Consider the following 21366-nt stretch of genomic DNA (forward strand, 5'->3'; position numbering starts at 1 on the left):
GGCAAGATTGCGGCCTGATTCACGTGAAACGAAAAGGGCCCGGCAGGAGCCAGGCCCTTCTCGGATCTAGGTTTTGCGGGATCAGGCCGAACCCTTGTCGGCCATTAGGCCGACCGCTTGTCGTCCTTGACCTCTTCGAACTCGGCGTCGACCACATCGTCGTCGGCGGGCTGTTCGCCGCCTTCCGCCTTGGCCTCGGCTTCCGCCTGGCTCTGCTTGTACATCGCCTCGCCCAGCTTCATCGAAGCCTCGGCCAGCGTCGCGGATTTCTCCTTGATCGCCTCGGCGTCGTCGCCTTCCAGCACGCCCTTGAGGTCGGCGATCGCCGTCTCGATGGCGGCCTTCTCTTCGGCCGTGACCTTGTCACCATAGTCCTTGAGCGACTTCTCGGTCGAGTGGATCAGCGATTCGCCCTGGTTCTTGGCTTCCACTGCTTCACGCTTCTTCTTGTCGGCGTCGGCGTTCTGCTCGGCTTCCTTGACCATGCGCTCGATATCGGCATCAGACAGACCACCCGAGGCCTGGATGCGGATCTGCTGCTCCTTGCCGGTGCCCTTGTCCTTGGCCGACACGTTGACGATGCCGTTGGCGTCGATGTCGAACGTGACTTCGATCTGCGGCACGCCGCGCGGCGCCGGGGGAATGCCGGCAAGGTCGAAATTGCCGAGCAGCTTGTTGTTGGCAGCCATCTCGCGCTCGCCTTGGAACACGCGGATGGTCACCGCGTTCTGGTTGTCCTCGGCGGTCGAGAAGGTCTGGCTCTTCTTGGTCGGGATCGTGGTGTTGCGGTCGATCAGGCGGGTGAACACGCCACCCAGCGTCTCGATGCCGAGGCTGAGCGGGGTCACGTCGAGCAGCAGCACGTCCTTGACGTCGCCCTGCAGCACGCCGGCCTGGATGGCAGCACCCATGGCAACGACCTCGTCCGGGTTCACACCCTTATGCGGCTCCTTGCCGAAGAACTGCTTCACCGTCTCGATGACCTTGGGCATGCGGGTCATGCCGCCCACCAGCACCACTTCGTCGATCTGCGCCGCCGAAACGCCGGCATCCTTCAGCGCCTGCCGGCACGGCTCGACGGTCTTCTGGATCAGGTCGTCGACCAGGCTCTCGAGCTTGGCGCGGGTCAGCTTCAGCGTCAGGTGCTTGGGACCCGACGCGTCGGCGGTGATGAAGGGCAGGTTGATTTCGGTCTGGGTCGAGCTCGAGAGCTCGATCTTGGCCTTCTCGGCCGCTTCCTTCAGCCGCTGCAGCGCGAGCTTGTCGCTCCTCAGGTCGATGCCCTGGTCCTTCTTGAACTCGGCCGCCAGGTAGTCCACCAGCCGCATGTCGAAGTCTTCGCCGCCGAGGAAGGTGTCGCCGTTGGTCGACTTCACCTCGAACACGCCGTCGCCGATCTCCAGCACGGAAATATCGAAGGTACCGCCACCCAGGTCATAGACCGCGATGGTGCCGGTGTTCTTCTTGTCGAGCCCGTAGGCGAGCGCTGCCGCCGTCGGCTCGTTGATGATGCGGAGCACTTCCAGCCCGGCGATCTTGCCGGCGTCCTTGGTGGCCTGCCGCTGCGAATCGTTGAAGTACGCCGGTACGGTGATCACCGCCTGCGTGACGGTCTCGCCCAGATACGATTCGGCGGTTTCCTTCATCTTGGTGAGGATCATCGCCGAGACTTCCGAGGGAGAATACTTCTTGTTCTCGACCTCGACCCAGGCATCGCCGTTGTCGGCGTTGACGATCTTGAAGGGCACCAGGCCCTTGTCCTTTTCGACCATCGGGTCGTTGTAGCGCCGACCGATCAGGCGCTTGACCGCGAACAGCGTGCCTTCCGGGTTGGTGACCGCCTGGCGCTTGGCCGGCTGGCCGACGAGCCGCTCGCCATCCTTGGTGAAGGCGACCATCGACGGCGTGGTGCGTGCGCCTTCCGCGTTCTCGATGACCTTCGGCGCCGAACCGTCCATGACGGCGACGCAGCTGTTGGTCGTACCGAGGTCGATTCCGATGACTTTACCCATAACTTACTGCCTCTTTCCTGGCGAACCCGGATGAAACCCCATCCGGCAGTTCCTGATCCCTCGCGGGTGTCCGGGTTCCCGTGTTGAAATTGACCCGTCGCCGGGCCTTGAGCGCTATATAGGAGGGGGCTTTTGGGGGTGCAAGCGCCGGAACACCACAATGTCACGGATACGCGGGCTCCCGAGCCGCTGCCCCGGCAGCCGCCGCAGTAGCGCCGCTGCTCTTGCCGCTGACTCGACCCGGCGCGTTTTTGATAGTGACGGCAAAGACTTGCGCCAGGCGTTGGCGCGAACAGGGGACCTCGATGCGGGCGATTATGTTGGCGGCGCTGATGCTGACTATTGTGGGCGCCATGCCGGTTGTTGCGGCGAGCCTCCCCGGATCGATCGACAAGGCCTTTTACTGCGCCCATGTCTATGCTGAAGCGGCAAGGGTTATCGACGCCCAGGGCGATCCGGCCGCGGCCCGTGTGGTGCGGGCCTTCGGCAAGCAATGGCTGAGCTATTCCTACGATCTTTCCAGTGGCCTGACCCGCCGCCAGATCAACGCCTTCAGGCCGCAATACCAGGCCGAAGCCAAGGCGGCTGTCGCCGCCAAGCGCTACCGCCACGACTGCAGCAAGCGCTGAAGCCGGAACCTCGGCGGTCCGCTCAGGTGGCGTCGGTGAGCGTGTATTCGCCCACCGCGCACAGGTCGACCGCCGGTTCGATGAACTCGGAATCGTCCTCGAGCACGAATTTCATGTCGTAGACGCACTGCTCGCGGCCGTCGCCGATGGTCACTTCGACATAGTTGCCGGCCGGCAGGTACTTGTCGGCAAACACGTCGTCTTCCCAGCTGTCGACATCGGCCGGCGAAGTGAACAGGCTCTTGACCGCATAGGACGAGTTGTTGGTCAGCGTGAAGGTCAGGTCTTCAGCCAGCGCGGCGCTGGGCAGCGCCACCAGCAGCAGGGCGGCTATGCCACCCAGGATCGGCAGTTTCAAAGGCGGCCCCCGAAGGCGGAATCGGCATACTCGACATGGACTCCCGGTTCGATCCCGCGATCACCGAAATCCAGGCGCCGCAGCGGCGCCGACCGTCGCTTAGCATTTTACGCGATTATGCCTCAAAGGCTGCCGATCGGCTTGGTTAGGAAAATCTCACCGGCGCCTGACCCAGCATTTGCGCCGCCGACCCGGCTTGTCGTTGCGGCCCGGGTTATGGTCTAAGAAGCGCTCGTTGCCGGCTCAGGGACACGACTATCTTGGGAACACGACTATGCTGAGGTTCCTTGTCATCGCGCCGTTTTTCGCGGCCCTGACGCTGCTGCCGCTCGCCGCGCTGGCGCAGGAAGTGCCGGCCGAGGCGCAGATGGACATGTGGTGCGGCACGGCCTTCGAGCTGATGACCCGTGACGCGCCCGCCGATGCTACGCCGGAAAAACTCGCCTCCGCCAAGGTCTATGCCGATGGCGGGGCGTTGCTGCTGCAGCGCGCCATCCCGATCTACCTCGAGGCCGGCTATACCGACGAGGCGCTGGCCGATTACCGGCAGGATCTCGAAGCTTCCATCGGCCGTGTCGTCAACGGCTCGACCCGTGCTACCGATGATGCCGCCTATTCATTTCAGGATTGTTCGGCCCTGATCGGCCAATGAGATAGACCCGCATGGCCATCACGCCCCGCTCCGACGACCTCTTCCTCGTGGTCGACCTGCAATATGATTTCCTCCCCGGCGGCAAGCTCGCCGTCGCCGGCGGCGACGAGATCGTCATCCCGATCAACCGGCTGGGCCGACGCTTCGAGAATGTCGGCATGACCCAGGACTGGCACCCGCGCGGCCATATCTCGTTCGCCTCGAGTCACGCCGGCGCCAAGCCATTCGAGATCATGGAACTGCCTTACGGGCCGCAGGTGCTGTGGCCGGACCACTGCGTCTGGGATACGCACGGCGCCGAGTTCTCGGCCGATATCGAGCTGCCCCACACCCAGCTGGTGATCCGCAAGGGCTACCACGAGGTGGTCGATTCCTATTCCGGCTTCCAGGAAGCGGACCGGCGGACCAAGACAGGGCTCGAGGGCTACCTCCGCGAACGCAGGTTCAAGCGGTTGTTCATCGCTGGCCTTGCCACAGATTTCTGCGTCAACTGGACGGCAGTCGATTCGGCCCGCGCCGGGTTCGAGACCTATGTGATCGAAGACGCCTGCCGCGCAATCGATACCTCGGGCTCACTGGCGCAGGCCTGGGCCGACATGAACGCCGCCGGCGTCAAACGGATCGTCGCCGGGGATATCGGTTGAGGTACGGATGCTCAGGCTTGTCGCTGCGGCGCTGCTGATCGGATTTCTGGCTGCACCGGCCGCGGCGGGCGAGCCCTCGGCAGCGGCCGACAGGCTGCTGTGGTGCGGCAGCGCCTTCTACTGGCTCTCCACCGACGCCTACGATTCCGGTAACGATGCCGAAGGCGACCAGTACGGCGCCTGGTCGGACGATCTGGCGGCCCGCGCCGACATGATGCTGGAAGCGGAGGGCAACGACGACGCGGCGATCACGGCACTGCGCGACGCCTATGACAGCCGGGTGGTCGGCGAGATGGGCAAGCCGGGCGCCAAGTACGACGTGACGACCTGTCCGGATCTGGTGACCTCGGCGGTGAACTAGTCCGGCGCCGGTGGTTGTGGACCCCCACCCCTGTCCCCTCCCCGCAGGGGGGAGGGAGACAAGACACTGGCCTCTCAGTCTGCGTCTCCCTCCCCCTTGCGGGGAGGATCAAGGGTAGGGGGCAGCCCGCACTGGAGCGGCCGAAAGGCCCACTGTCTTATCCCGCCACCACACAAACGCACACCTGCCGGTGGCTCTCCGCCGTCAGTGCCCCGCGCTCGAAGTCCCCGAACCGCTCAATCAGCCGCAGCCCGCTCGCCTCCAGCAGCAACGGCAGCTCCTGCGGGAAAATCTGTCGTAGTTCCAGCCGGGTGTGGCGGAAGTCCTTGTGCTCCGCAGTCGACCAATACCAGTCGGTCCGCATCAGCTGGGTGATCGGGTCGTAGCTGATGGTCTCCTCGACCCGGACCTCGCCCAGCCGCGGATGCGGAAACACTCCGAGCAGTTGCCGCTCCCCTGCCGGCAGACTGAGCAGACGCGCGCTGGGCACGAACACGTCGAACAGCAGCCGGCCCCCGGGAGCGAGGTGCTGGCGGATTGCCGAGAAGGCCCGGCCGAACTCGTCGCGGCTGAGCAGGTGCATCAGCGAGTTGGCCGCGATGACGATGGCATCGAAACGACGGCCGAGCACAAAGCCGCGCATGTCGAGTTCGATGAACTCGGCCGATACCCCGCGCGCCGCAGCGGCGGAGCGGGCCTGCGCCAGCATGGCCTCGGACAGGTCGCCGCCCATCACCAGCGCTCCACTCGCGGCCAACGGCACGGTGAAGCGGCCGGAGCCGCAGGCGAGGTCGAGCACGCGCCGGCCGGCACCGCCCGCCAGCTCGACATAGAAGCGCTCCATCGCCGGATCGCGCGGCGCCACGAGGTCGTAGAGCTCGGCATCGTCATAAAGGCTCTGCATCACACTGCTCCCGTCGGCCAAAGAAAAAGGGCGCCGGAGCGCCCTTCTGAGACATCACCGCAGCGGTGAGGTCAGACGCTCTTGTCGATCGTGCCTTCGGCCGGGGCGCCGTTGGCGCCGCCGCCCTTGGCCACGCCGACCATGGCCGGCCGCAGCACACGGTCGCCGATGGCGAAGCCGGCCTGCACCACCTGCACCACCGTGCCTTCCGGGCGCGACGGATCGGGCACTTCGAACATCGCTTGGTGCTTGTGTGGATCGAATTTCTGGCCTTCCGCCTCGATCGGCTTGACGCCGTGCTTGGCGAGGAGCCGCTGCATCTCGCGCTCGGTCATCTCGATGCCTTCGATCAGCGACCTCGTGGTCGCATCGGCGCTGTCGCGCGCCTCTGCCGGCAGCACCATCAGGGCGCGGCTCAGCGAATCGGTAGCGGTCAGCATGTCGCGGGCAAAGCCGGCGATGGCATAGGACCGGGTATCGGCAATCTCGCGCTCGGTGCGTTTACGCAGGTTTTCCATCTCGGCGATGGTGCGCAGCAGCTTGTCGCGCAGGTCGCCGTTCTCGGCCTTCAGCGCCTCGATCGGGTCGGGCGTCGTCGCCGTCTCGGTATTCTGCTCCGTAGCGGTGCCGGTGGCCTCCGTCGCAGCGGCGGCCTTGTCGTCCTCGGGCTTGTTCGTATCGTCGTTCATTGGGACCTTGGGATGTGTCGCTGTTCGCGTTTGCCCCGCATATCGGCCAATGAGCGATAAGATTCAAGCCTTGGAAAAGTTCCGCGAGCCTGGGCTCAGCCTTTGCGAGCCATCATCGCCGAGACGACATTGGCGGTATAGTCCACCACCGGCACGATGCGGGCATAGTTGAGCCGGGTCGGCCCGATGACGCCGAGCACGCCGACCACCTTCTGGTTGGCGTCCTTGTAAGGGCTGAGGATCACCGAGGAGCCCGAGAGCGAGAACAGCTTGTTCTCCGAGCCGATGAAGATCTTCACCCCCTGGGCCGTCTCGGTGTCGCCGAGCAGCTCGATCAGCCCGTCCCGGCTTTCCAGCTCGTCGAACAACTGCCTGACCCGACTCAGCTCCTCGGATGCCATGGTGTCGTTCAGCAGGTTGGCCCGGCCGCGCACGATCACCGTCGGGGGCGCGGCGCTGCCGGAGCTCGAGAGCGTCGCAAGGCCGGCGTCCACCAGCTTGCGGGTCAGTTCGTCGAGCTCGTGCACCGTCGCTTCGCGCTGCGCCTGGAGTGCCTTGCGCGTCTCGTTCAGTGTCTTGCCGACCGCGAAGTGGGCCAGGTAGTTGGAGGCCTGCGTCAAGGCGCTGGCCGTCAGCCCCGGGGGCAGCGGCAGCACGCGGTTCTCCACCGAGCCGTCCTCGCCCACCAGCACCACCATGGCGCGCTCGGGATCGAGCCGGATGAACTCGATATGCTTGAGCACCAGATCGGATTTCTGCGCGATCACCACGCCGGCGCCGTGGCTCAGTCCGCTGAGCAGCTGGCTCGCCTCGGTGAGCAGGTCCTCGACCTGCCCATGCACCGCCGGACCCTGGATCTGCTTGGCGATCGCCGCTTTCTCGTCCTCGTTGACCGCGCCCACCTCCAGCATGGCGTCGACGAAGAAGCGCAGGCCCTGCTGCGTCGGCAGCCGGCCGGCCGAGGTATGCGGCGAAGCGATGAGGCCGAGATCTTCGAGATCGGCCATCACGTTGCGCACCGAAGCCGGGCTCAGGCCGACGCTCAGCATGCGCGCCAGGTCGCGCGAGGCCACCGGCGCGCCGGTGTCGAGATAGCGCTCCACCAGCTTGCGGAAGATGTCCTGGCTGCGGGCGTTGAGGACCGCCAGAACGTCTTCGGGAGCTTTCGTGCGATCTGCCATGTTCACCATTTAGGCGGAAAGCCCTGTGCCGCCAAGTCGCCGCTGCTTGTTCGAGGGGGCCGTCAGGGTTAAGAGGCGGTTAACAAGGTTTCCAGAACGAGTGATTTGACCATATGCGGCCTTCCGGACGCCAGCCAGACCAGATGCGGGCCGTGACGCTCGAACGCAACGTCGCTCCCAAGGCCGAGGGCAGCTGCCTCGTCAGCTTCGGCTCGACCAAGGTGTTCGTCACCGCCTCGGTCGAAACCACGCTTCCCTCCTGGCGGCGCAGCTCCGGCATGGGCTGGGTCACAGCCGAATACGGCATGCTGCCGCGCGCCACCGGTTCGCGCACGAAGCGCGAGGCGGCGCAGGGCAAGCAATCCGGCCGTACCCAGGAGATCCAGCGGCTGATCGGCCGGTCGCTGCGCGCCGTGGTCGATATGCAGGCCCTGGGCGAGAACCAGATCACGCTCGATTGCGACGTGCTCGAAGCCGATGGTGGCACCCGCACCGCCTCGATCACCGGCGCCTATGTGGCGCTCGCCGATGCGATCAGGTGGCTCGAAGCCCGCGGCCTCACCAAGGGCCCGGTGCTGCGCGATTCGGTCGCGGCGATTTCCTGCGGCATCTACCGCGGCACCCCGGTGCTCGATCTCGACTATCTCGAGGATGTCGAGGCCCACACCGACGCCAATTTCGTCATGACCGGCTCGGGCAGGTTCGTCGAGATCCAGGGCACTGCCGAACAGGTGCCGTTCAGTCGCGACGAGCTCGACAACCTGATGCGGCTGGCCGAGCAGGGCATCGGCGAGCTCACCACCATGCAGAAGGCGGCGCTTTCCTGATGGCAGACAAGCTCACATTGCGGCGCGGCGACCGGCTGGTGCTGGCGACCCACAATGCGGGCAAGCTCGCCGAGTTCAAGGAACTCCTGGCGCCGTTCGGGCTCGACCTGGTGTCGGCCGGGGAACTGGGCCTGCCGGAACCGGTCGAGACCGGCACCACCTTCATCGAGAATGCCCGCATCAAGGCGCATGCCGCCGCGGCCGCCGCCAACAACATCGCGTTGGCCGACGATTCCGGCCTGTCGGTCGACGCCATCGGCGGCAAGCCGGGCGTCTACACTGCCGATTGGGCCGGTTCTTCGGCCCATGGCGGGCGCGACTACATGGTCGGCATGCGCCGCGTCGAGGATGCACTGCAGGGGGTCGGCGCCAGCACCCCGGGCGAACGGCGCGGCAGCTTCAACGCCACGCTCTGCCTCGCCCACCCCGATGGGCGCGAGGTGATCTACGAGGGCAAGGCCGAGGGCACGCTGGTCTGGCCGCCGCGCGGCGACAAGGGCTTCGGTTTCGACCCGGTGTTCATGCCCGATGGCTACGACATCACCTTCGGCGAGATGCCGTCCGAAGCCAAGCACTCCTGGGCCCCGGGCAAGGTCGGCCTCAGCCACCGTGCCCGCGCCTTCGCCAAATTCGTCGACGATGCACTGGGAGGCGGCGTTGAGCACTGAGACGTTCGGCCACAACTCCGTCGACCCCCGCTCCAACGGCCTGTTCGGCGTCTATGTCCACTGGCCGTTCTGCGCCGCCAAGTGCCCGTATTGCGATTTCAACTCGCATGTGCACCGCGGTGAGTTCGACGAACAGACCTATGTTCAGTCCTACGCCGCCGAGCTGGCGTATTTCGCCAGGCAGGCGCCGGGCCGCACCGTGCAGTCGATCTTCTTCGGCGGCGGTACCCCCTCGCTGATGGATCCGCGTTCGGTCGAAGCCATCATCGATGCCATCGCTCGGCATTGGGTGATCGATCCTCGCGCCGAGATCACCCTCGAAGCCAACCCGACCTCGGTCGAAGCCGATCGCTTCCGCGGCTACCGCGCCGCCGGCGTCAACCGCGTGTCGCTCGGCGTACAGTCGCTGCGCGAAGGCCCGCTCGCCGAGCTCGGCCGCCGGCACACCGTCGATGAGGCCGTTGCCGCGGTGCGGCTGGCGCAGTCGATCTTCCCGCGCTCGAGCTTCGACCTGATCTATTCCCGGCCGCGCCAGACGCTCGACGAATGGCAGGACGAACTGACCGAGGCGCTGTGGCTGGCCGAAGCCGGGCACGTCTCCCTCTACCAGCTCACCATCGAGATGGGGACGCGCTATTACGACCTGTTCCGCGCCGGCAAGCTGAAGATGCCGGATGAGGAACTGAGCGCCGATTTCTATGAGATGACGCAGGAGCTGACCCAGCAGGCAGGTCTGCCGGCCTACGAGATCTCCAACCACGCCCGTCCCGGTCAGGAAAGCCGGCACAACCTGATCTACTGGCGCTATGGCGAATATGTCGGCGTCGGTCCCGGCGCCCACGGGCGGCTGCTGATCAACAACCAGCGTCACGCCACCGCGACCGAAAAAATGCCGTTCGACTGGCAGAAGCGCGTGCAATCGCGCGGTCACGGCATGGTCACCGACGATATCCTCACCTGGGAGGAAGAGGGCGACGAGCTGCTGGTAATGGGCCTGCGCCTGCGCGAGGGCATCGACCCGCGCCGCTTCCACAAGATCTCCGGCCGCGCCATCTCCGAGCGCCAGATCAACGAGCTGCGTTCGATCGGCTTCGTCGAGACCCTGCCCAACGGCTTCATCCGCGTCACCGACAAGGGCTGGCCGGTGCTCGATGCGGTGGTCGCGGACCTGGCGGCCTAATCGGATTTCACTCCGACCGCCCCGCGGGAGCCTCCGCCGCGTCACCAAACACCGGTGAGGCGGGACGTTTGGGGCAGCCACCCGCAGAAAGGTAGGTCTCGCCTAGTCTAAGCCCTGAGCCGTGTCACGGTCGGCGCCGGCTGCTCGGCATGGAACAGCGTGCTCACCGATTCGCCGCTGTTGATCCTTCGCATCGCTTCGGCTAGCGCCGGGGCGATCGACAGCACCGTCAGCTTCGGATGGCGGTGCGCAGCGACGATCGGCAGGGTGTCGGTGCAGACGATCTCCAGGACGTCCGGTTCGGCCGCCAGCCGCCCGATGGCGTTGTTGGCGAAGATGCCGTGCGTGCAGGCGATGCGGACCGAGCGGGCGCCGTGCTGCCGCAAATGCCGCAGCAGCTCGACCATCGAGCCGCCGCTCGCGATCTCGTCGTCGAGCACGATCACGTCGCGCCCCTCGACATCACCGATGATCGCGGTGATCCGCACCTCGCTGTCGCTGATCCGCTCCTTGGCGCCCGCAGCCACCGGCACGCCGAGGCGCTTCGCAAAGGCTGCGGCATTCTTGGCGTTGCCGAGGTCCGGGGACACGACAACCGCATTGGCCGTGTCGTAGCGCCCGAAATACTCGGCCAGTTCGCCGAGCGCATGCAGGTGATCGACCGGTACGCTGAAAAAGCCGTGCACCTGCGGCGAGTGCAACGTCATCGTCAGCACCCGGTTGGCGCCGGCGGTCTGCAGCAGGTCGGCGACCATGCGGCCGCCGATCGAGATGCGCGGCGCGTCCTTCTTGTCGGAGCGGGCATAGGCATAGTGCGGGATCACGGCGATGATGCGGGCGGCCGAAGCGCCGCGCGCCGCATCCAGCATCAGCAGCAGTTCGACCAGGTGGTCCTGCACAGGCGCACTCAGCGTCTGGATCAGGAACACGTCCTGTTCGCGGCAATTGGCCTGCAGTTGTACTTCGATGCAGTCGTTGGAGAACCGCTTCACCCGTGTCGGCAGCAGCGGTACGCCGAGCTCGGCACAGATCTGCGCAGAAAGTTCGGGATGAGAGCTACCACCGAAAATGGCAATCTGGCTCATCGCGACTTGTCCTCGCTGGTGCGGATCGAGGTCGGCAGCTTAGGGCAAAAGGCACCGCCGCGGGCAAGGCATCAGGCCACTCGAAGACGGACATTCGCCTGCCGTACGTCCCTCATTGCAACGCATTGCCTTCGGCCTCGTAAACCGCTTTACTAACGCGGTTGCGCCACCCGGAATCCGCTTATGCACCTGCCCGACGACCTGATCCTCAACCCCGAGGACGAAGTTTCCATTCGCCAGCATCTGACCCTGGTGGCGCTGGCTAAGCGCCCGGCGGATCTGGTGATCGAGGTCGGACGGTTACTGTCGGTGCATTCCCGGCACTGGCTCGAGGATCAGGAAATCGTCGTCGCCGGCCGGCGCATCGCCTTTGTCGGCCCGCGCGGCAGCTATCGCGGCGAGGTGAAGGCGCGGGTGAGCTACCCGGGGCTCAGCGCCGTGCCGGGTTTCGGCGAAGTGCACAAGCACATCGAATCGACCCACATCACCCCCGAATTCGAGGCGGCTCTGGTGCTGCCGCGCGGCAATACCTGGACCTGCGAGGCCAGCCACGAGTTTGCCAACGTCAATGGGCCCAAGAACCAGGAGTTCTGGCAGAAATCCCGTCTCGCCGGTTCGCCGCTCAAGATCTTCATCCAGCCCGGCTCGGCCGTGCCGCCCAGCGCCTGGGAAGAGTCGGGCGGCTACTATGGCTACGAAGAGCAGCGCGAGTTCCTTGCCCACGACATGGGAACGGTCAGTCTCGACGAGGTGATGGACTGGCCTTCGGTATGGAACCCCGAGAACCCGGGCTATATCCGGATGTGGGGGATGATCGGCGCCACCATGGAAATGCGCGGCGTTGTCGAGGGGCACGGCTCGGGCCTGATCGACCCGCACGACCTCTCGGCCTTTGCCGCTGCCGGCATTTCCTCCGACCATGAAGTCTGGGCGCTGGAGGAGGCGTGGGAGCGGTTGAGCCACGGCATTTTCACCGAGCTCAGGCCGTTCTCCTATGATGTCATACTTCCCGGTCTGATCGAGCGGCTCACCGACTGGTCGAACATCGCCTTCACCACCGACGACCGCTCGGCCTCCGAGACGCTGGAGAAGGGAGCCGCCGACTACAATGTGCGGCACGCCATCGAATATGGCCTCGCCCCCGAGATCGCCATCCAGTGCGCCACCATCAACCCGGCGCGGCATATGCGCATCGACCAGTGGGTGGGCTCGATTTCGCCAGGACGCTATGCCGACATAGTATTGCTCGACGACGTCCAGACGCTGTCGATCCGGCACGTTTACGCTGACGGCCAACTGGTCTCCGAAGGCAAACGGTTCCTCGGCCCGCTGGCCGCCATCGACTGGCCGGATTGGGCGCGCAAGACCATGAATATCGGCCGGGTCCTCGGCGCCGATGATTTCGCCATCAAGGCCGAGCCGGGACGTCACACCATGCAGGCGGCGGTGCTCAGGCCGTTCCACTGGAACGAGGATTTTCTCGTCGAAACGCTGCCGGTGACCGACGGCCTGGTGCAGCGCGACGCCGAGCGGCTGATCACCAAATGGGCGCTGGTCGACCGCTATCGCGGCGATGGCGCGGTGGCGAAAATGTTCTGGACCGGCTGCGGTCCTGCCGATCCGGAGACTGCACTCGCCTCATCGGTGGCCCATGACAGCCACAATGTCTGGTGCATCGGCTCGTCCGACGCCGCCATGGCCAGGGCGGTGAACCGGCTGCAGGAGATCGACGGCGGTTGGGTGCTGGTGCATCGTGGCGAGGTGGTCGCCGAGATGCGTTTCGAGATCGGCGGGCTGATGACGGCGCGCTCGGCGGAAGCGTTCGATCAGGACATGCAGGCTTTCTACCGTGCCGCGGAGCGGGTCGACTGGATGTACAAGCCCTCGGCGCTGAACCTGTGGAAGCCCGGTTTCCCGGAATTCCTGAAGTTCGCGACGCTCACCTGCTCGCCCTGGCGCTGGGTGCTGGTGGCGCCGAGCGAGCTGGCGCCGGAGGGCTTCGTCAACGTGCAGACCGGCGAACAGCACAAGGTGGTCTGGTGACGGGCCTGCGGGGGCGAAGCATCCGTGGCACCTTTATCCACGCGCCGGTGCGCGGTGCAGTCGAGGTGCTGCGCGATGCGGTGATCTCGGTCGATGGAGATGGAACCATCACCGCCATAGCGCCTGCTGCCGATGGCGTGCCCGAGGGAACGCTCGAACTGCCGGCCGGACAACTGGTGCTGCCCGGCTTCGTCGATCTTCACATCCATGCGCCGCAATACCCCCAGCTCGGCATGGCGCTCGACGCGCCGCTGGAGGTCTGGCTCGGCAAGTACACCTTCCCGCTCGAGGCGCAATACGCCGACCTCGACTTTGCCCGCGAGCGCTACGAAACCCTGGTCCGGGACCTCCTCGCCTCGGGCACTACCACCGCCCTCTACTTCGCTACCGTGCACCGCGAGGCCACCGAACTGCTGGCCGAAATCTGCCTCAGGCACGGCCAACGGGCGCTGGTGGGGAAGGTGGTGATGGACGACCCGGCAAGTTGCCCGGACTATTATCGCGACGCCTCGGCCGCCCTGGCGGTGGCCGAGACCCGTGAGGTCATCGACCACATCCGCGCGCTGCCCGACAATGACCGGGTGCTGCCGGTGATCACCCCGCGCTTTATCCCGTCCTGCACCGATGCGGCGCTCAGCGGCCTCGGCGCACTGGCGGCGGAGTGCGGTTGCCACGTCCAGACCCATTGCTCGGAAAGCGACTGGGCCCATGGCCACGCGCTTGCCCGCTATGGCAAGACCGATACCGCCGCGCTCGACGGCTTCGGGCTGCTCGGCCGCAAGACCGTGCTGGCCCATTCGGTGTTCCTGACCGACGACGACATGGCCACGGTGCGCGCCGCCGAGGCCGGCGTCGCGCATTGCGCGCTCTCCAACATGTATTTCGGCAATGCGGTGTTCCCGCTGCGGCGGGCGCTGGAACAGGGCCTCCATGTCGGGCTCGGCACCGACATTTCCGGCGGCCGCTCCGGCTCGATGCTGGAAGCCTGCCGCGCCACCGCGCAGGCCTCGCGCCTGCTCGAAGACGGGGTCGACGCGACGGATTCACGTGAAACGCGGGGCGTCCCCAACTCGCGCATCGACCTGCTCACCGCCTTCCACCTCGCCACGGCCGGCGGCGGCGTAACGCTCGACCTGCCCGTCGGTCTGTTCCGCCCCGGCTACCATTTCGATGCGTTGCTGCTGGATCCCCTGGCAGAGGCGGGGGCCATCCGGCTGTTCGGGGCGGAGCCTGCCGACCGCATCGAGCAGATCCTCTACACTGCCAGCCGACCCAATATCGGCGCGACCTTTGTCGGCGGCGACCTGGTCAGCGGAGCCGTTCCGCAGTCCGGCCGCAACAGCCACTGACCCTCAGAACGAGACACCATGCCCAAATCCGTCTACCTCGCCGGCCCGGAAGTCTTTCTCCCCAACGCCCGCGAAATCCTCGACCGGAAGATCGCCCTGACCCGCGAGGCGGGCCTCGTGCCGGTGTCGCCGGGCGACCTCGAATTTCCGCCGACCAACAGCAAGTGGGAACTGGGCCTCGCGATCAGCGCCATCGACGAGAAGCTGATGCACTCGGCCGACACCATCATTGCCAATCTGACGCCGTTCCGCGGCATCGCGGCCGACACCGGCACCTGCTTCGAGCTCGGCTTCATGTGTGCCCAGGGCAAACCGGCCTTCGCCTACACCAACGTCAAGGCCGACCACGGCGTCCGCACCCGCGCGCATTTCAACGGCGAGTGGTACGCCGATGCCGAAGGCAAGCCGCGCGGTCCCGATCACATCCTGATCGAGGATCTCGGTTTCATCGATAACCTGATGCTGCATGGCGGCGTGGTGAACCGCGGCGGCGCCGTGGTGGTGGGCGATGCACCGGTCGGGCAGGAACTGACGGACATGACCGCGTTCAAGCGCGTGCTGGCGCTGGCGGTGGAGATGCTGGGGTAGGGCAGAGTGCGCTACTGAAGCAGACGGCCCCCTCCCATCCTCCCCCATGAAGGGGGAGGTGCCCCGCCAGCGTGCTTGGCACGATCGAAGACAGAGCCTCGACTCTTCACCTCCCCCATAGTGGGGGAGGCCGGGAGGGGGCCGTCTCTATCAGTCGGAATCAGGCGTCCGGATGCTGGAACACCAGCGTCGCATTCGTCCCGCCAAACCCGAAGCTGTTCGAGAGCGCGATGCCGATATCGACGTTGTCGCGGCGCTGCCGGAGGATCGGCATGTCCGAGAACACCGGGTCGAGTTCCTCGATATTGGCGCTTTCGCACAGGAACCTGTTCCGCATCATCAGGATGCAGTAGATCGATTCCTGCACGCCCGTGGCGCCGAGCGAATGACCGGTGAGCGATTTGGTGGCCGAGATCGGCGGGCAGTCGTCGCCATTGCCGAACACCGTGCGGATCGCTTCCATTTCCTTGAGATCACCGACCGGGGTCGAGGTGGCGTGCGGGTTGATGTAGTCGACCTTGCCCTTCACCGTCGACAGCGCCTGCTGCATGCAGCGGATGGCGCCTTCGCCCGAGGGGGCGACCATGTCGTAGCCATCCGAAGTCGCGCCATAGCCGACCAGTTCGGCGTAGATCGTCGCGCCGCGCGCCTTGGCGTGCTCGTATTCCTCGAGCACCAGCACGCCGGCGCCGCCGGCGATGACGAAGCCGTCGCGCTTCAGGTCATAGGCGCGCGAGGCTTTTTCCGGCGTGGCGTTGAAGTCGGTGGACATGGCGCCCATCGCGTCGAACAGGTTGGAAAGCGACCAGTCGAGATCCTCGTGGCCGCCGGCAAACACGATATCCTGCTTGCCCCACTGGATCTGTTCGTAGCCGGCGCCGATGCAGTGCTTGCTCGTCGCGCAGGCCGAGCTGATCGTGTAGTTCACGCCCTTGATGCCGAAAGGCGTGGCGAGCGTCGCCGAGGCCGTCGAACTCATTGCCTTGGGCACAGCCAGCGGCCCGATGCGCTTGGGGCCCTTCTCGCGGGTGATGTCGGCCGCTTCCACCACGGTGCGGGTGGAGGGGCCGCCCGAGCCCATGATGATGCCGGTGCGCGGGTTCTGGATATCCTTTTCCTCGAGCCCGGCAGTGGCGATCGCTTCCTGCATGGCGATGTAATTCCACGCGGCGCCCTTGCCCATGAAGCGGGTGGTCCGGCGATCCAGCACCTCGAACGGGTCGAGCTTGGGCGCCCCATGCACCTGGCAGCGGAAATTGAGGTCGGCATATTCCTGGGCGAAGACGATGCCCGGCTTCGCCTCCCGGAGGCTCACGACCACTTCATCGAGATTGTTTCCGATAGAGGAGACGATCCCCATGCCGGTGACGACAACGCGCCTCATACTGCCTCCTCTATGGCCGCCGATCAGCTCCGGCGGCGGGCGTAACTCAAGTGAACAGGCCGACGCGCAGGCCGGACATCTCGTAGATGATCTGGCCGTCGGCCTTCACCCAGCCGTCGGCGATGCCGAGCACCAGCTTGGACTTCATCACCCGCTTCAAGTCGATGCCATACTCGACGAGTTTGACGTCATTGGTGATCTGGCCGGAAAATTTCACTTCGCCGCAGCCCAGCGCTCGTCCCTTGCCGGGCGAACCGTCCCAGCACAGGTAGAACCCCAGCATCTGCCACACGGCGTCGACGCCCAGGCACCCGGGCATCACCGGGTCGCCGATGAAGTGGCACTGGAAGAACCACAGGCTCGGATCGACGTCGAGTTCGGCCCGCACCAGGCCCTTGCCATGTGCCCCGCCTTCCCGGCTGATCTCGGTGATGCGGTTGAACATCAACATCGGCGGGGCGGGGAGCTGGGCATAGCCGGGGCCGAAAAGCTCGCCCTTGCCGCTCAGGATCAGGTCGTCATAGCCGTATGAGTTCTTGCGCTCCGTCATGAGCCGGGGCTTTCTCCGATCGGTCAGTTGAAATCGTTACTAGAGAGCGGGGGGCGGAGGGTCAAGCTGCGCCAAGGGCGACCGAGCGTCGCGACTCACTGCCGCGACCGACCGCCGCTTGTCTAGAGCGGAGGCGAAAGTTATAAGCGGCAAGCCGATACGCCGTATTGCCAAAGGATCAGATGACCGACCGCAGCCCTACCGCCAGGACCGTGCCGTCTCGCCGACCGTGCCTGACGGCCGTGCTGCGTATGGCGGGCTTGCGGCCGACGCGGCAACGCGTGGCGTTGGCCGAACTGCTGTTCGGCGGCGCGCATCGCCATGTCAGCGCCGAGCAGCTGCATGCCGAAGCCGCCTCGGCGCGGGTCAATGTGTCGCTGGCCACCATCTACAACAGCCTGCACCAGTTCCGCGAAGCCGGGCTGCTGCGCGAGGTGGCGGTGGATGCGTCGCGCTCGTACTTCGACACCGACACCTCCGACCATCATCACTTCTACCTCGAGGACGAGCAGCGGGTGATCGATATCCCCGCCTCCTCGATCGTCATCCAGAACCTGCCCGAGCCGCCCCGCGGCATGGACATCACGCATGTCGACGTGGTGGTCCGGGTGCGCAAGGTTCGGGGCTAGGACGCTATTCTGACTGATAAAGACGGCCCCCTCCCGGCCTCCCCCTTTAAGGGGGAGGTGAAGAGTCGAGGCTCTGTCTTCGATCGTGCCAAGCACGCAGGCGGGCACCTCCCCCTTCATGGGGGAGGATGGGAGGGGGCCGTCTGTTTCAGTCAGCTCGTACCCGTCAGCACCCTCAGTCGAACGTCTCGTCCTTGTAGACGCCCCACAACTGCTCCTGGTGCAGGTAGCCGTCGAAACTCTGCGGTCCCCCGGTCACCGGGTGGGTGGTCGCCACCACCTTGCACCACTTGCCATCGCATTCCTTGATGTCGACGCGGAAGCTCGGCGTCAGCCAGGCCCGCACGCCGGCATCGTCATTGGGGTCGCGGCGCAGTGCCACCGGCTCCGTGCCGCTCGGCGCCACGAGGCCGGCCCGCTTGCCCTGCAACAGGTTCTGGTGCAGCCAGCCTTCGGAGCCGTCGACGTCGCGGATTTTCCGCCAGGTGTCGAACTCCTGGATGATCTCGACGGGCGTCCCGGCCTTCACATAGACCCAGGCGACGTCGTAACGGGTGCCCGGCCCGACGCGCACGTTGATCGGGTTGGAGCGGGTGGTGACGAAACGTGGCAGCGGCAGGCCGCTCGGGCCCTCGGCCGCCGCCAGCGGTCCGACGGGCAGGCCGGTGCCCAGCAGGGTGCAGATGACAAGAGTGACGGCGCGCAGAATCGTTGGAATCTGTCGCCCGGTGGAGCGCCTCGGAAGGAGCATGGAGCTGACTTTGCCGAACATGACTTTGCAGGGGTGTGCTTTTTTTCTACACTATGCAAAAGACCTTAATGGTCGCTGAAAGCGCCGCCTTTGACCCTCAGCCGACCCAAGATTTTCGTGACGCGACGCCTGCCCGAACAGATCGAGGCGCGCATGGCGACGCTGTTCGAAGTAACCTGCAAGCCGGTCGACGGCGCGCTGAGCCCCGACGCCATCATCGAGGGCGTGCAGGGCAAGGACGTGCTGGTCTCGTCGATCAACGACCGGATCGATGCGGCGCTGATCGCGCGGCTGCCGCCCGAGCTCAAGCTGATCGCCCAGTTCGGCAACGGTTTCGACAATATCGACATCGAGGCCGCCTATGCGGCGGGGCTGACCGTCACCAACACCCCTTCGGTGCTCACCGAGGACACCGCCGACATGGCGGTGATGCTGATGCTGGCGCTGCCGCGCCGGCTGGTGGAAGGGGCCCAGGTGCTGCCGACCACCGGCGAATGGCCGGGCTGGTCGCCCACCTGGATGCTCGGGCGGCGCTTGCGCGGCAAGGCGCTGGGCATTGTCGGCATGGGCCGGATCGGCACTGCCGTCGCCCACCGGGCCCGCAGCTTCGGGCTGAACATCCACTATTTCTCGCGCCACCGTCGTCCGCCGCAGGTCGAGGACGCGCTCGAGGCGACCTACTGGGAATCCCTCGACGACATGGTGGCTGAGGTCGATATCGTCTCGCTGCACACCCCGCTGAGCCGCTCGACCCACCTTATCCTCAATGCCGAGCGGCTCGGCCGGATGCGGCAGGACGCCGTCGTGGTCAACGTGTCGCGACCTGAGCTCGTCGACGAGGCGGCGCTGATCGCCGAGATCGAAAGCGGACACCTGTCGGGCGCCGCCCTCGACGTGTTCGAGAGCCGCAACGGCATCGACCCCCGGCTGCTGCAACTGGCGCGCGACAATCGCGTCGTGCTGACCGCCCACATGGCCTCGGCGACGCTCGAGGCCCGGCTCGAAATGGGAGAGACGGTGATCGTCAACATCCGCGCCTTCATCGACGGCGCCCAGCCCCCGCACCGCGTGCTGCCGGAAAGCCGCAACAAGCTGGCGCGGGGATGATCGCTAACTTCGAAGCTCCCGCAATCTCCCCTCCAGAAACCGCTGCTCCGCCGCCTGGTGCGTCAGCTCCAGCGCCGCGACATAGGCGGCGCGGGCCTCCTCCGTCCTGCCCAGCCGGCGCAGCAGGTCGGCCCGGGCGGCGTGCAGATAGCGGAACTCGACCAGTGCGCCCCGTCCCGCGAGTGCCTGCATCTCAGCCAAGCCGGCCTCCGGCCCGTCGCGCATCGCCACCGCGACGGCGCGGTTGAGCCTGACGATCGGCGAGTCGTCGGCCTGCAGCAACAGGTCGTAGAGCCTCACGATCTCAGCCCAGTTGGTGGTCTCGGCCGTGGCGGCCGTCGCGTGCTGCGCCGCGATCGCCGCCTCGATGCCGTAGGCGGTGAGTTCGGGACGCGCCATCAGCCCATTGACCAACGCCACCCCCTCGGCGATCTCGGCGCGGTCCCATAGCCGCCGGTCCTGGTCGGCGATCAGCACCAGGTCTCCGGCTGCGTCAGTGCGGGCATCGCGGCGCGAGTGCTGCAGCAGCATCAGCGCCAGCAGGCCCTCAACCTCGGCATCGGGGTCGGGCAGCAGCGCCAGCAGCAGCCGGCCGAGCCGGATCGCTTCGGCTGCGAGATCGGCGCGTAGCAGCGTGTCGCCATGGCTCGCCGCATAGCCCTCGTTGAAGATCAGGTAGATGGTGCGCAGCACCGCGTCGAGCCGCTCGGCAAGGTCCTGTGGCTCGGGCACCTCGTAGGGGAGTTCGAGATCGCGGATGCGGTTCTTGGCCCTGACGATGCGCTGCGCGATGGTTGCGGGCTTGGCGAGGAAGGCCGCGGCAATCTCCTCGGTCGTGAGCCCGCAGGTTTCGCGCAAGGTCATGGCGATGCGCGCGTCGGCCGGCACTTCCGGGTGGCAGCACACGAAGATCAGCCTGAGCTGGTCGTCGGCGATGGTTTCGGCTTCGGGCGGCATCTGCGCCTCCTCTTCGAGCGCCAGTTCGGCGGCAACCACATCGAAGCGGGCCTTGCGGCGGATCCGGTCGATGGCCTTGAAGCGGCCGGCCGACACCAGCCAGGCCCGCGGATTGGCGGGAATTCCCTGGCGCGGCCACTGCTCGGCGGCGGCGAGAAAGGCGTCGTTGAGCGCCTCTTCGGCCCGGTCGAAATCCCGCAGCAGCCGGATCAGCGTGGCCAGCACGCGGCGCGATTCAGTGCGCCAGACTGCCTCGATGTCGAGTTGCGGCGTCACGGCGCCGCCGCTTCGTCGTGCCGCGGAATCTGGTAGACCGGCCGGACCTCGATGGTGCCGTGCTTGGCCAGGGGGATGCCGGCAGCGATGCGGATGGCGTCGTTGAGGTCGCGCGCCTCGATCAGGATCAAGCCGCCCAGCTGCTCCTTGGTTTCGAGGAACGGCCCGTCGGTGGCCGAGATCCTGCCGTCCCGCACTCTGACCAGCACGGCAGTCTCGGGTGGCTGCAGCGCCTGCGCCCGCACCAGGTTGCCGCTCGCAGCCAGGTCGGCATCGTAGCTGAGCGAATCGATGTCGAGCTCGCGCTTTTCCGCGTCGCTGAGGCGGCTGAACACTTGCTTGTCGTCGAAATGGACGAGGCAGACATAGAGCATGGCTGGGTCTCCGATCGGTGTTGCCAGCTAATCGAACGCCGCCCCGGGGTTTCGACAGGCCAGCCGGCAAACTGAGCCAGATTTTTCCGCAACTGTCGAACGGCGCCGGCCGGGCAGCATTTTAGGAATTTCGGTGGCGTCACCTTCACCAGTCCGCTTCACCGCGCG

The 21366-nt window shown here is 66.1% G+C and carries 23 protein-coding genes; 12 read left to right on the forward strand and 11 right to left on the reverse strand.

Annotated elements, in window-relative coordinates; translation table 11 throughout:
* Positions 1–104: 104 nt before the first annotated feature.
* The gene (gene dnaK, locus APS40_RS10985) at positions 105–2012 is read right to left on the reverse strand and encodes a molecular chaperone DnaK (protein WP_055047087.1); all 1908 of its coding nucleotides are present in this window, start codon (positions 2010–2012) and stop codon (positions 105–107) included.
* Between the two features lie 305 nt (positions 2013–2317).
* Here dnaK and APS40_RS10990 point away from each other — a divergent pair, with 305 nt between their 5' ends.
* Complete coding sequence (locus tag APS40_RS10990) at positions 2318–2641, forward strand: hypothetical protein (RefSeq protein ID WP_156342908.1); 324 nt, start codon at positions 2318–2320, stop codon at positions 2639–2641.
* A gap of 22 nt (positions 2642–2663) precedes the next feature.
* Here the strand turns inward: APS40_RS10990 and APS40_RS10995 are convergent, their stop codons facing one another.
* On the reverse strand, positions 2664–2999 hold the full coding sequence (locus APS40_RS10995; protein WP_055047089.1) for a hypothetical protein: 336 nt from the start codon (positions 2997–2999) through the stop codon (positions 2664–2666).
* A 274-nt stretch (positions 3000–3273) separates the two neighbouring features.
* On the opposite strand from APS40_RS10995, the gene APS40_RS11000 reads away from it, so the two are divergent.
* The 3 genes from APS40_RS11000 to APS40_RS11010 are packed head-to-tail and all read left to right on the forward strand — an operon-like array spanning position 3274 to position 4656.
* The gene (locus tag APS40_RS11000) at positions 3274–3651 is read left to right on the forward strand and encodes a hypothetical protein (RefSeq protein WP_055047090.1); all 378 of its coding nucleotides are present in this window, start codon (positions 3274–3276) and stop codon (positions 3649–3651) included.
* A gap of 11 nt (positions 3652–3662) precedes the next feature.
* The gene (gene pncA, locus APS40_RS11005) at positions 3663–4295 is read left to right on the forward strand and encodes a bifunctional nicotinamidase/pyrazinamidase (RefSeq protein ID WP_055047091.1); all 633 of its coding nucleotides are present in this window, start codon (positions 3663–3665) and stop codon (positions 4293–4295) included.
* A 7-nt stretch (positions 4296–4302) separates the two neighbouring features.
* On the forward strand, positions 4303–4656 hold the full coding sequence (locus tag APS40_RS11010; protein WP_055047092.1) for a hypothetical protein: 354 nt from the start codon (positions 4303–4305) through the stop codon (positions 4654–4656).
* 157 nt (positions 4657–4813) lie between these two features.
* On the opposite strand, the gene APS40_RS11015 is transcribed toward APS40_RS11010, so the two are convergent.
* From APS40_RS11015 to hrcA, 3 genes are all read right to left on the reverse strand, one after another.
* Positions 4814–5560 (reverse strand): class I SAM-dependent methyltransferase, encoded by a 747-nt coding sequence (locus APS40_RS11015; RefSeq protein WP_055047093.1) that lies wholly within the window; start codon positions 5558–5560, stop codon positions 4814–4816.
* 71 nt (positions 5561–5631) lie between these two features.
* Positions 5632–6249 (reverse strand): nucleotide exchange factor GrpE, encoded by a 618-nt coding sequence (gene grpE / locus APS40_RS11020; protein ID WP_055047094.1) that lies wholly within the window; start codon positions 6247–6249, stop codon positions 5632–5634.
* 95 nt (positions 6250–6344) lie between these two features.
* The gene (gene hrcA / locus APS40_RS11025) at positions 6345–7430 is read right to left on the reverse strand and encodes a heat-inducible transcriptional repressor HrcA (RefSeq protein ID WP_055049633.1); all 1086 of its coding nucleotides are present in this window, start codon (positions 7428–7430) and stop codon (positions 6345–6347) included.
* 113 nt (positions 7431–7543) lie between these two features.
* On the opposite strand from hrcA, the gene rph reads away from it, so the two are divergent.
* The 3 genes from rph to hemW are packed head-to-tail and all read left to right on the forward strand — an operon-like array spanning position 7544 to position 10105.
* The gene (rph, locus tag APS40_RS11030; RefSeq protein ID WP_055047095.1) at positions 7544–8257 is read left to right on the forward strand and encodes a ribonuclease PH; all 714 of its coding nucleotides are present in this window, start codon (positions 7544–7546) and stop codon (positions 8255–8257) included.
* Positions 8257–8925 (forward strand): non-canonical purine NTP pyrophosphatase, encoded by a 669-nt coding sequence (locus tag APS40_RS11035; protein WP_055049634.1) that lies wholly within the window; start codon positions 8257–8259, stop codon positions 8923–8925. The genes rph and APS40_RS11035 overlap by 1 nt, the downstream gene beginning before the upstream one ends.
* Positions 8915–10105, forward strand: a complete 1191-nt coding sequence (gene hemW / locus APS40_RS11040) for a radical SAM family heme chaperone HemW (protein ID WP_236884238.1) — start codon at positions 8915–8917, stop codon at positions 10103–10105. The genes APS40_RS11035 and hemW overlap by 11 nt, the downstream gene beginning before the upstream one ends.
* A 107-nt stretch (positions 10106–10212) precedes the next feature.
* Here hemW and APS40_RS11045 read toward each other — a convergent pair whose 3' ends face one another.
* The gene (locus APS40_RS11045; protein ID WP_055047097.1) at positions 10213–11190 is read right to left on the reverse strand and encodes a ribose-phosphate diphosphokinase; all 978 of its coding nucleotides are present in this window, start codon (positions 11188–11190) and stop codon (positions 10213–10215) included.
* A 183-nt stretch (positions 11191–11373) separates the two neighbouring features.
* Between APS40_RS11045 and APS40_RS11050 the strand changes: the two genes are divergently transcribed.
* Genes APS40_RS11050 through APS40_RS11060 form a run of 3 tightly spaced genes read left to right on the forward strand, consistent with a single transcriptional unit; the run spans position 11374 to position 15170 of the window.
* Entirely contained in the window at positions 11374–13233 is a 1860-nt protein-coding gene (locus tag APS40_RS11050; RefSeq protein WP_055047098.1) for an adenine deaminase, read from the forward strand.
* Positions 13230–14582, forward strand: coding sequence for a guanine deaminase (gene guaD / locus APS40_RS11055; RefSeq protein WP_156342910.1), 1353 nt, complete (start codon positions 13230–13232; stop codon positions 14580–14582). Before APS40_RS11050 ends, guaD begins: the two co-directional genes overlap by 4 nt.
* An 18-nt stretch (positions 14583–14600) precedes the next feature.
* Positions 14601–15170 (forward strand): nucleoside 2-deoxyribosyltransferase, encoded by a 570-nt coding sequence (locus APS40_RS11060; RefSeq protein WP_055047099.1) that lies wholly within the window; start codon positions 14601–14603, stop codon positions 15168–15170.
* 160 nt (positions 15171–15330) lie between these two features.
* Here the strand turns inward: APS40_RS11060 and fabB are convergent, their stop codons facing one another.
* Both fabB and fabA read right to left on the reverse strand, forming a co-directional pair.
* Positions 15331–16554, reverse strand: a complete 1224-nt coding sequence (fabB, locus tag APS40_RS11065; RefSeq protein WP_055047100.1) for a beta-ketoacyl-ACP synthase I — start codon at positions 16552–16554, stop codon at positions 15331–15333.
* Between the two features lie 46 nt (positions 16555–16600).
* On the reverse strand, positions 16601–17104 hold the full coding sequence (gene fabA / locus APS40_RS11070; protein WP_055047101.1) for a 3-hydroxyacyl-[acyl-carrier-protein] dehydratase FabA: 504 nt from the start codon (positions 17102–17104) through the stop codon (positions 16601–16603).
* Between the two features lie 182 nt (positions 17105–17286).
* Between fabA and irrA the strand changes: the two genes are divergently transcribed.
* Positions 17287–17733, forward strand: a complete 447-nt coding sequence (gene irrA / locus APS40_RS11075) for an iron response transcriptional regulator IrrA (protein WP_082434339.1) — start codon at positions 17287–17289, stop codon at positions 17731–17733.
* Positions 17734–17908: 175 nt separating this feature from the next.
* On the opposite strand, the gene APS40_RS11080 is transcribed toward irrA, so the two are convergent.
* On the reverse strand, positions 17909–18484 hold the full coding sequence (locus APS40_RS11080) for an SH3 domain-containing protein (protein ID WP_156342911.1): 576 nt from the start codon (positions 18482–18484) through the stop codon (positions 17909–17911).
* Between the two features lie 90 nt (positions 18485–18574).
* Between APS40_RS11080 and APS40_RS11085 the strand changes: the two genes are divergently transcribed.
* Positions 18575–19591, forward strand: coding sequence for a 2-hydroxyacid dehydrogenase (locus tag APS40_RS11085; protein WP_055047104.1), 1017 nt, complete (start codon positions 18575–18577; stop codon positions 19589–19591).
* Positions 19592–19594: 3 nt separating this feature from the next.
* Here APS40_RS11085 and APS40_RS11090 read toward each other — a convergent pair whose 3' ends face one another.
* Together APS40_RS11090 and APS40_RS11095 are read right to left on the reverse strand one after the other, a co-directional pair.
* Positions 19595–20824, reverse strand: coding sequence for an RNA polymerase sigma factor (locus tag APS40_RS11090; protein WP_236884239.1), 1230 nt, complete (start codon positions 20822–20824; stop codon positions 19595–19597).
* Positions 20821–21198 (reverse strand): YciI family protein, encoded by a 378-nt coding sequence (locus APS40_RS11095; RefSeq protein ID WP_055047105.1) that lies wholly within the window; start codon positions 21196–21198, stop codon positions 20821–20823. The genes APS40_RS11090 and APS40_RS11095 overlap by 4 nt, the downstream gene beginning before the upstream one ends.
* Positions 21199–21366: the final 168 nt, after the last annotated feature.

Source organism: Devosia sp. A16, from assembly GCF_001402915.1.
GTDB lineage: Bacteria > Pseudomonadota > Alphaproteobacteria > Rhizobiales > Devosiaceae > Devosia_A.

Coding starts and splice junctions, on each gene's coding strand:
- APS40_RS11050 (WP_055047098.1), top strand. CDS start 11,374: ATGCACCTGCCCGACGACCTGATCCTCAACCCCGAGGACGAAGTTTCC.
- fabA (WP_055047101.1), bottom strand. CDS start 17,104: ATGACGGAGCGCAAGAACTCATACGGCTATGACGACCTGATCCTGAGC.
- APS40_RS11080 (WP_156342911.1), bottom strand. CDS start 18,484: ATGCTCCTTCCGAGGCGCTCCACCGGGCGACAGATTCCAACGATTCTG.
- grpE (WP_055047094.1), bottom strand. CDS start 6,249: ATGAACGACGATACGAACAAGCCCGAGGACGACAAGGCCGCCGCTGCG.
- APS40_RS11010 (WP_055047092.1), top strand. CDS start 4,303: ATGCTCAGGCTTGTCGCTGCGGCGCTGCTGATCGGATTTCTGGCTGCA.
- rph (WP_055047095.1), top strand. CDS start 7,544: ATGCGGCCTTCCGGACGCCAGCCAGACCAGATGCGGGCCGTGACGCTC.
- APS40_RS11095 (WP_055047105.1), bottom strand. CDS start 21,198: ATGCTCTATGTCTGCCTCGTCCATTTCGACGACAAGCAAGTGTTCAGC.
- APS40_RS11035 (WP_055049634.1), top strand. CDS start 8,257: ATGGCAGACAAGCTCACATTGCGGCGCGGCGACCGGCTGGTGCTGGCG.
- APS40_RS11015 (WP_055047093.1), bottom strand. CDS start 5,560: ATGCAGAGCCTTTATGACGATGCCGAGCTCTACGACCTCGTGGCGCCG.
- dnaK (WP_055047087.1), bottom strand. CDS start 2,012: ATGGGTAAAGTCATCGGAATCGACCTCGGTACGACCAACAGCTGCGTC.
- APS40_RS11000 (WP_055047090.1), top strand. CDS start 3,274: ATGCTGAGGTTCCTTGTCATCGCGCCGTTTTTCGCGGCCCTGACGCTG.
- APS40_RS11045 (WP_055047097.1), bottom strand. CDS start 11,190: ATGAGCCAGATTGCCATTTTCGGTGGTAGCTCTCATCCCGAACTTTCT.
- irrA (WP_082434339.1), top strand. CDS start 17,287: ATGACCGACCGCAGCCCTACCGCCAGGACCGTGCCGTCTCGCCGACCG.
- APS40_RS11060 (WP_055047099.1), top strand. CDS start 14,601: ATGCCCAAATCCGTCTACCTCGCCGGCCCGGAAGTCTTTCTCCCCAAC.
- hrcA (WP_055049633.1), bottom strand. CDS start 7,430: ATGGCAGATCGCACGAAAGCTCCCGAAGACGTTCTGGCGGTCCTCAAC.
- APS40_RS10990 (WP_156342908.1), top strand. CDS start 2,318: ATGCGGGCGATTATGTTGGCGGCGCTGATGCTGACTATTGTGGGCGCC.
- pncA (WP_055047091.1), top strand. CDS start 3,663: ATGGCCATCACGCCCCGCTCCGACGACCTCTTCCTCGTGGTCGACCTG.
- fabB (WP_055047100.1), bottom strand. CDS start 16,554: ATGAGGCGCGTTGTCGTCACCGGCATGGGGATCGTCTCCTCTATCGGA.